Annotated in this window: 7 protein-coding genes; 1 reads left to right on the forward strand and 6 read right to left on the reverse strand. The window is 70.7% G+C overall.

All coding sequences use genetic code 11. The features are described from left to right. Positions 1–22 precede the first annotated feature (22 nt). Positions 23–1,504: a bifunctional lysylphosphatidylglycerol synthetase/lysine--tRNA ligase LysX gene (lysX, locus tag ACWCSD_RS02405; RefSeq protein WP_352358581.1), complete on the reverse strand. Its 1,482-nt coding sequence runs from the start codon at positions 1,502–1,504 to the stop codon at positions 23–25. 148 nt (positions 1,505–1,652) lie between these two features. Between lysX and ACWCSD_RS02410 the strand changes: the two genes are divergently transcribed. After that, entirely contained in the window at positions 1,653–2,129 is a 477-nt protein-coding gene (locus tag ACWCSD_RS02410; protein ID WP_397155438.1) for a hypothetical protein, read from the forward strand. Between the two features lie 65 nt (positions 2,130–2,194). Here the strand turns inward: ACWCSD_RS02410 and ACWCSD_RS02415 are convergent, their stop codons facing one another. The 5 genes from ACWCSD_RS02415 to ACWCSD_RS02435 form a co-directional block, all read right to left on the reverse strand. Beyond that, on the reverse strand, positions 2,195–2,977 hold the full coding sequence (locus ACWCSD_RS02415; protein WP_352318636.1) for a type III pantothenate kinase: 783 nt from the start codon (positions 2,975–2,977) through the stop codon (positions 2,195–2,197). A gap of 3 nt (positions 2,978–2,980) precedes the next feature. Then, entirely contained in the window at positions 2,981–5,506 is a 2,526-nt protein-coding gene (locus ACWCSD_RS02420) for an L-aspartate oxidase (protein WP_449912559.1), read from the reverse strand. Positions 5,507–5,590: 84 nt separating this feature from the next. Next, a complete protein-coding gene (gene panC / locus ACWCSD_RS02425; RefSeq protein ID WP_449912561.1) occupies positions 5,591–6,424 on the reverse strand; it encodes a pantoate--beta-alanine ligase in 834 nt (277 codons plus the stop codon). A gap of 22 nt (positions 6,425–6,446) precedes the next feature. Next, a complete protein-coding gene (locus ACWCSD_RS02430; RefSeq protein ID WP_352318630.1) occupies positions 6,447–7,337 on the reverse strand; it encodes a Rossmann-like and DUF2520 domain-containing protein in 891 nt (296 codons plus the stop codon). Positions 7,338–7,671: 334 nt separating this feature from the next. Continuing rightward, a complete protein-coding gene (locus tag ACWCSD_RS02435) occupies positions 7,672–7,896 on the reverse strand; it encodes a chaplin family protein (protein WP_352358570.1) in 225 nt (74 codons plus the stop codon). Between the last annotated feature and the right edge of the window lie 341 nt (positions 7,897–8,237).

Genomic DNA, 8,237 nt, shown 5'->3' on the forward strand with positions numbered 1-8,237 from the left:
GCGCGGGGCGCCGGACGGCGGCTCAGTGGGTGGGCTTGACCAGCGGGAACAGGATGGTCTCGCGGATGTTCTTGCCGGTGAAGGCCATGATCATCCGGTCGATGCCGGCGCCCATGCCACCCGTGGGCGGCATCGCGTACTCAAGGGCCTGCAGGAAGTCCTCGTCGAGCTGCATCGCCTCAAGGTCGCCGCCCGCGGCCAGCAGCGACTGCTCCACCAGCCGGTGGCGCTGGTCGATCGGGTCGTTGAGCTCGGAGTAGCCGGTGCCGAGCTCGGTGCCGAACCCGATCAGGTCCCACTTCTCGGTCAGCAGCGGGTTGTCGCGGTGGAGACGGGCCAGCGGCGAGGTCTCCAGCGGGTAGTCCATGACGAACGTCGGCTGCACGAGCGTGTGCTCGACCAGCGCCTCGAACAGCTCCTGGACCAGCTTGCCCGACCCCCACTTGGCGTCCCAGTGGACCTCGCGGCGATCGGCGATCTTCCGCAGCTCCTCAAGGGTGGTCTCGGTGGTGATCTCCTCGCCCACGGCGTCGGACACCAGGTCGTAGAGCCGGACCCGCGGCCACTTCTCCAGGCCGAGGTCGATCTCGACGCCGTCGTGCACGACCACGGTGGTGTCCAGGGCGGCCACGACGGCCTTCTGGTACATGCGCTGCGTCAGGTCGGCGATGTCGTTGTAGTCGAGGTAGGTGCCGTAGGCCTCGAGCATGGTGAACTCGGGGTTGTGCGTGGAGTCGGCGCCCTCGTTGCGGAAGTTGCGGTTGATCTCGAAGACCTTCTCGACGCCGCCGACCACCAGCCGCTTGAGGTAGAGCTCGATCGCGATGCGGAGGTAGAGCTCCATGTCGTAGGCGTTGATGTGGGTCTTGAACGGCCGGGCCGTCGCGCCGCCGTGGATGGGCTGCAACATCGGGGTCTCGACCTCGAGGTAGCCCTCCTCGTGCCAGAAGTCGCGCACCGCGCGCACGGTCGCGCTGCGCACCCGCGCCATCTTCCTGGCCTCGTCGTTGACGATGAGGTCGACGTAGCGCTGGCGCACCCGCGCCTCGGGGTCGGTGAGGCCGACGTGCTTCTCCGGCAGCGGGCGCAGGCACTTGGCGGTGATCTGCCAGCTGTCGGCGAGGATCGACAGCTCGCCGCGGCGCGAGGTGATGACCTCGCCGGTCACGCCGACGTGGTCGCCCAGGTCGACGTCGCGCTTCCAGGCCGCCAGCGACTCCTCGCCGACCTTGTCGAGCGAGATCATGACCTGCAGGTCGGCGCCGCCGTCGCGGAGTGTGGCGAAGCAGAGCTTGCCGCCCACGCGGTTGAGCATGACGCGGCCCGCGACCCCCACCGTCTCACCGGTGGCGGTGTCGGGCTCCAGGCCCTGGTGTTTCTCCTTGACCTCGGCGTTGGTCGCCGTGCGTGGGAAGTTCACCGGGTAAGGGTCGACGCCCTCGCTGCGGAGGCGGTCGAGCTTTTCCCTCCGGATGCGCATCTGCTCTGGAAGTTCCTCGCTCACAACAACAAAGCGTAGGGGATACGGCGAACTGCAAGCGCTCGTGACGGTTCCCTGCAGGGGCGCTGCAAGGACCCTTTTGTACCAATGACTCACGAGCTCCGGGGGGAGCCGGCAAGGAGCCGGCCCGAGGGGAGCTCCGGGAGAGATCATGATGAAGAAGATCGCGACGGGCATCCTCGCCATCGCCGCCACCAGCGCCGTGGCCCTGTCGCTTCCTTCGGCCGCCAGCGCCACCACCGCCGACTTCGACGACTACTCCGACTACTGGGGCCCGGTGTACGCCAAGCAGCACCTGGCCAAGGCCCAGGGTCACGTCAGCGTCGAGTGGGACGAGGAGGACTCCAACGAGGTCCACGTCACCGGCCGGCTGTACGACCTGGACGACCGCGACTACGACGAGGGCGGCAAGTGCGCGTACGTGAAGTTCCAGGCCGAGGACTCCGACGGCGACTGGTCCACGGTCTACGCCAAGAAGTACTGCGGCTTCCCCGGCTACAAGAAGTTCCACTTCGAGGAGAACGACGTCTTCACTCTGCGGGCCAAGGTCTGCCAGGTTCCCGAGCAGGGCGTCTTCGCCACCAAGTGCGGCCCCTGGAGCGAGCTCTACAGCGCCGAGAACGAGTGACCCTCGCCGGCGCCACCACGACCGACAGGCGGCCCCCGTCCCGAGCGGGGGCCGCTTGTCACGTTCTAAGCGGTATTGCGGTGATAAATCAGGCGCAAGCCGATGAGGGTCAGCCACGGCTCGTGCACGTCGATCGAGCGCGACTCGCCGACCACCAGCGCCGCGTGGCCGCCGGTCGCCACGACGGTCACCTCGTCGGGGTCGTCGGCCAGCTCGGCGGCCATGCGCTCGACGATGCCGTCGACCTGGCCGGCGAAGCCGTAGATGATGCCGGCCTGCAGCGCCTCGACCGTGTTCTTGGCGATCACCGAGCGCGGCCTGACCAGCTCGACCTTGTGCAATTGGGCGCCGGCGGCGGCCAGGGCGTCGACCGAGATCTCGATGCCGGGGGCGGTGACCGCCCCGACGTACTCGCCCTTGGCCGACACCGCGTCGAAGGAGGTGGCGGTGCCGAAGTCGACGATGATGCACGGGCCGCCGTACTGGTCGATGGCGGCCAGGGCGTTCACGATGCGGTCGCTGCCCACCTCTTTGGGGTTGTCCATGCGCACCGGCACGCCCGTGCGCACGCCGGGCTCCACGATCACGGCGGTGACGTCGCCGTAGTAGCGGCGGCACATCTCCCGCATCTCGTTGAGCACGCTCGGCACGGTCGAGCAGATGGCGATGCCGCTGATGTCGGCGCCCTTGAGCAGGGGTGACTGGGCCAGCAGCCCCTGGAGCACGACGGCGATCTCGTCGGCGGTGCGGCGGGCGTCGGTGGCCAGCCTCCAGTGCTCGATGACGTCCTCGCCCTCGAACAGCCCCAGCACCGTGTGCGTGTTGCCGACGTCGATCGTGAGCAGCATCAATTACCCCCGCAAATCCAGTGCGATGTCCAGGGCCGGCGCCGAGTGGGTAAGCGCTCCCACCGCAAGGTAGTCAACGCCAGTTTCAGCCACATCACGAGCCGATTCCAAGGTCAATCCCCCACTCGCTTCAAGCGCAACCCTGTTTTTCGCCCGACTTTTCACGATTTGTACGGCATGTACGGTGTCCTCGACCGTGAAGTTGTCCAGCAGAATCTCCTCGGCGCCCTCGTCCAGCAGGGGCTCCAGCTGGTCGAGCCGGTCGATCTCGACCTCGATCGGCACCTCGGGAAAGCGCTCCCGAACCGCGCGGTACGCCTCGGCCACGCCGCCGGCCGCCACCACGTGGTTGTCCTTGATCAGGGCCGCGTCCGACAGCGACATGCGGTGGTTGACGCCGCCGCCGCAGCGCACGGCGTACTTCTCCAGGGACCGCAGACCCGGCAGGGTCTTGCGGCTGTCGCGCACCCGCGCCCGCGTGCCCTCGATCGCGGCCACCCACCTGGCGGTCAGCGTGGCCACCCCGGACAGGTGCGTGAGCAGGTTGAGCGCGGTGCGCTCGGCGGTCAGCACGGCCCGCGTCGGGCCCTCGACCGTCATCAGCACGTCGCCGGCCGCCACCCGCTCGCCGTCCTTGGCCCGCCGCTCGGCGCGGCCGGCGCCCAGCCGGAGGAAGACCGCCTCGGCCACGGCCAGCCCGGCCACCACGCCGTCCTTGCGGGCCACCACGTCGGCGGCCGAACGCTGCTCGGCCGGGATCGTGGCCAGGCTGGTCACGTCGCCCGCCTCCTGCAGGTCCTCTTCGAGCGCGCGGTCGATCAGCGCGTCGACCTCGGCCGGGTCGAGCCCGGCGGCGGTCAGCTCCTGCGCCAGCCGCGGCGGCATCGCCTCGCCGTGCGGGGTGTACGTCATGCGAAGGCCCTCCTCGGTCAGGGTCACGTCCAGGTGGCCCAGCCACTCATTGTCGTCCCGGCTCTCGTGGTCCTCGCGCCAGTGGGAGCCGCGGGTCTCCAGCCTGGCCGCCGCCACGCCGGTCAGGACGGCGGCGACGGTGAGGAGGTTGCTCGCCTCCCACGACTCGGTGCAGGCGGGCACCTCGACCGGCGTCCAGAGCGCGTCGCGCAGCGCCTTCGACGTGGCCTGCAGCGACGCGCGGCTGCGCAGCACCCCGGCGCCGGCGCTCATGTGCGCCTGGATCCTGGGCCTGGCCCTGGGGTCCACCAGGCCCGTCGCGGCCCGCCCGGCGACCGGCTCGCCCGGCTCGGGACGCGTCCGGTGGATGTCCTCGGCGATGCGCTCGGCGAAGACCAGACCCTCAAGGAGCGAGTTCGAGGCCAGCCGGTTGGCGCCGTGGACGCCGGTGCAGGCCACCTCGCCGCAGGCGTACAGACCCTCGATGGAGGTACGCCCGGACAGGTCGGCGCGGACGCCGCCGCTGGCGTAGTGGGCGGCCGGGGAGACGGGGATCGGCTCGGTGACCGGGTCGATGCCGTGGTCCCGGCAGACGGCGTAGATGGTGGGGAAGCGGCTCTCCCACTTGTCCCTGCCGAAGTGGCGGCCGTCGAGGAAGACGTGGTCGCGGCCGGTCTCGCTCATGACCCTGGTGATCGCCTTGGCCACGACGTCACGCGGGGCCAGGTCGGCCAGCTCGTGCACACCCTGCATGAACCGGTTGCCCTCGTGGTCGACGAGGAAGGCGCCCTCGCCCCTGACCGCCTCGGAGATCAGCGGCTGCTGGCCGGTCGAGCCCTCCCCCAGCCACAACACGGTCGGGTGGAACTGCACGAACTCGATGTCGCGCACGACCGCCCCCGCCCTGAGCGCGAGCGCCACGCCGTCGCCGGTGGACACGACCGGGTTGGTGGTCGCGGCGTAGACCTGGCCCATGCCGCCGGTGGCCAGCACCACCGCCCGCGCCAGGACCGCCCCGACGCCGTCCCGCGCGCCCTCGCCCATGACGTGCAGGGTCACTCCCCTGGCCCGGCCGCGGGCGTCCTTGAGCAGGTCGAGCACGAGCGCGTGCTCGATCACCTCGATCGATCCGGCGCGCACCGCCTCGACCAGCGCCCGCTGCACCTCGGCGCCGGTGGCGTCGCCGCCGGCGTGCACGATCCGGTGGCGCCGGTGACCGCCTTCCCTGGTGAGCTGGAGCTCGCCGTCGGGGGTGCGGTCGAACCGGGCGCCGCGCTCGATGAGCCGCCGCAGCGCGCCCGGCCCCTCGGTCACCAGGGTTCGCACGGCCTTGGTGTCGCACAGTCCGACCCCGGCGAGCAACGTGTCGCTCAGGTGCTCGTCGGGGGTGTCGCGCGGGTCCAGCACGGCGGCGATGCCCCCCTGGGCCCACTTGGTGGACCCGGCGGACAGCACGTCCTTGGTGACGACCAGGACCTTGGCCGCGGGATCCAGCTCGGCATGGCGCAGCGCCACGGTCAGGCCCGCGACGCCGGAGCCGACGACGACCACGTCCGCCTCGACCGTCCAGCCGGGTTCGGGGGCCGTCAGACGCCGGGGAATCGCCGGTGCACTCATGGGGGTCTCCTCACTGAGGCGATTTCGTCACTATGACGATAACGCCTGCCGCAGCGTGGACATGCCCCGGGGGCACCGTACGGATCAGTGACGAAGGCTCAGGACGACGTTGTCGATCAGCCGGGTGCCGCCCACCCGGGCCGCCACGGCGAGCACGGCCGAGCCCTCGTAGGCGTCGTCGACCTCCTTGAACGTGGCCGGATCGACCAGTGCCAGGTAGTCGAGGTCGAGGTCGGGCCCGGCCTCGTCGAGCACCGCGCGGGCGGTGGACCGGATCGCGCCGGCGGTGAGCTCGGCCGCGCCCGCCCGCAGGGCGCGGGACAGGGCCAGCGCGACCGTGCGGTCGCGCGCCGACAGGTAACGGTTGCGGCTGGACAGGGCCAGGCCGTCGGGCTCGCGCACGGTGGGCGCGCCGACGATCTCGACGGCCAGGTCGAGGTCGGCCACCATGCGGCGGATGACGGCGAGCTGCTGGGCGTCCTTCTGGCCGAAGATCGCCACATCGGGGCGGACCAGGTTGAACAGCTTGAGCACCACCGTCAGCACGCCGTCGAAGTGGCCCGGCCTGGAGGCGCCCTCGACGATCGTGCCCATCTCGCCCGCGCAGACGCTCACCTGCCGGTCGGGGCGGTACATGTCCTCGGGCGAGGGCGCGAACACGACGTGCACGCTCTCCTCCCGGCACACGTCGAGATCGGCGTCGAACGTACGGGGATAGCGTGAAAAATCCTCGTTAGGACCGAATTGCAGCGGGTTGACGAAGATGCTGACCACGACCTGGTCGGCGCGCACCCGGGCGGCCCTGATCAGCGACCGGTGGCCCTCGTGCAGCGCGCCCATGGTCGGGACCAGCGCCACGCTGCCCGTGCCACGCGCCTTCGCCAGGTCGTCCCGGTTGCCGGCCACGATCAGATCCATTGCTGCCCTCCACACCTGACGGTCAGGTCCATATATTGCCCCCAAGCGCGTCGAGCAGCCGCTCCGCCTCCTCCGGTTTGAGCAGCCCCGCGGCCAGCGCCCGGTCGGCGGTGAGCCGGGCCAGCGCGATGTAGGCGTCGGCGGCCTCGGGGGCGGCCAGGATCAGCGCGTCGACGTGTTTGCGCACGGTGCCGGCGTCGCCGCGGACGACCGGGCCGGTCAGCCCGGCGATGCCCAGCCGCAGCACGTTGTCGAGGGCCGCGCCGAGCAGCGGGCCCAGCATCCGGCCCGGGTGCTCGACGCCGATGCGCCCGAGCAGCTCCTCGGACTCGGCGATGAGGGTGACCATGTGGTTGGCGGCGTTGGCCAGGGCCGCGTGGTAGAGCGCGCGGTCGCTCTCGGCGATCCAGACCGGCTCGCCGCCCATCTCGATCACCAGCGCCTCGGCGACGGGCCGCAGCAGGTCGGGCGCGGTGACGCCGAAGGAGATGCCGGTGATCTTGTTGAGGTCGTCGTCGCGGCCGGTGAAGGTCATGACCGGGTGGAGCGCGAGCGGCAGCGCGCCCACCCCGGCGGCGGGTTCGAGCACCGACAGGCCGTACGCGCCGCTGGTGTGGACGAGCAGCTTGCCCTGGAGGTCGGCGCCCGTACGGGCCAGGCCGGCCACGAGGTCGGGCAGCGCGTCGTCGGGGACGGTCAGCAGGATGAGCTGGGCGGCGGCCACCACCTCGTCGGGCCGCGTCAGCTCGACCCCGAGCCGGTCGGCGGCCCACCTCCGCGACCTGTCGGAGACCCCGCTCGCGGCGACGATCCGGTGGCCCGCCTGCGCCAGCGCGGCGCCGAGCGCGGAGCCGACCTTGCCCGCGCCGAGCACGCCGACGGTCAGCCGTGCCGGGCGATCACCTGCGTCCATGACGTCTCACCCCTGTCGACCGTGATGGCACTGCCGACCAGCGTAACCGGCGGACGGCGGCGCACATGTCGCGGGCCGACGAACGCGGTCAGGCATGTCCGCCGCTTTACCGCCCGTTGAGTTAACGACAAATGCGACAGGGGCATACGAATCGTGCACCCCCTGTCGGAAGAGATGAGGAGAGGGGTCCACGCACGACGACGGGCGCCGAGTCCTGACAACCCGACGCCCGCCTGGATGCGACCTCTTGGAGGTGCGCTGACCGGTCATCCGCCGACTGACCGGCCGGGATCAGAGCCCGGACCGCGCGCGAGCGGTCCGGGCTCTCCCTGCCTCAGCGGCTGTAGACCGCGGTGTTGGGGCTCCCCTGGCAGCCGTTGATCGGCACGGCCTGGATGCCGATGTTGTTGCCGCAGACGGGCACGACGGCGGTGATGGGGAGGTGGATCGGGCTGCCGCTCAGGATGCCGTTGTTGCCGTGGGTGACGTCGTCGGCGTACGCGGGGGCCGCCAGCGCCAGCAGGGCAATGGCACCTGCCATGACCAGAGTCTTCTTCACGGGGGGCTCCTCTCAGTATGCGGCCGTGGAGGCCGCAATGCTTTGGTGGAGCGAACCGGCTCGCCGCTTACCGCGGATGGGCGAAACGCAGTCGCTCGGTGACAGTACGTAAACGTTAGCGCAATGTAGCGACCAAGTGTAGTCAATCAATGACTTAGCGTGTTGATGGCCGGAGTCATGAGATAGTCAGCCTCATGTGGCTCACCTGGCGCGCCGCGACCGAGCGCGCGCTCTACGGCGAGGAGGGTTTCTACCTCCGCGAACGCCCCTCGGGCCACTTCCGCACAGCCGGGCGGCGCCGGTCTTGCCCACCATGGGCCACAGCTCGGGATCGCGGGTGC

Source organism: Nonomuraea sp. NPDC001684 (assembly GCF_053596515.1).

What these genes read in the sequence shown, in the direction of transcription:
- ACWCSD_RS02410 (WP_397155438.1), top strand. Translation starts at nt 1,653, where the DNA reads ATGATGAAGAAGATCGCGACGGGCATCCTCGCCATCGCCGCCACCAGC.
- ACWCSD_RS02415 (WP_352318636.1), bottom strand. Translation starts at nt 2,977, where the DNA reads ATGCTGCTCACGATCGACGTCGGCAACACGCACACGGTGCTGGGGCTG.
- ACWCSD_RS02420 (WP_449912559.1), bottom strand. Translation starts at nt 5,506, where the DNA reads ATGAGTGCACCGGCGATTCCCCGGCGTCTGACGGCCCCCGAACCCGGC.
- panC (WP_449912561.1), bottom strand. Translation starts at nt 6,424, where the DNA reads ATGGATCTGATCGTGGCCGGCAACCGGGACGACCTGGCGAAGGCGCGT.
- ACWCSD_RS02430 (WP_352318630.1), bottom strand. Translation starts at nt 7,337, where the DNA reads ATGGACGCAGGTGATCGCCCGGCACGGCTGACCGTCGGCGTGCTCGGC.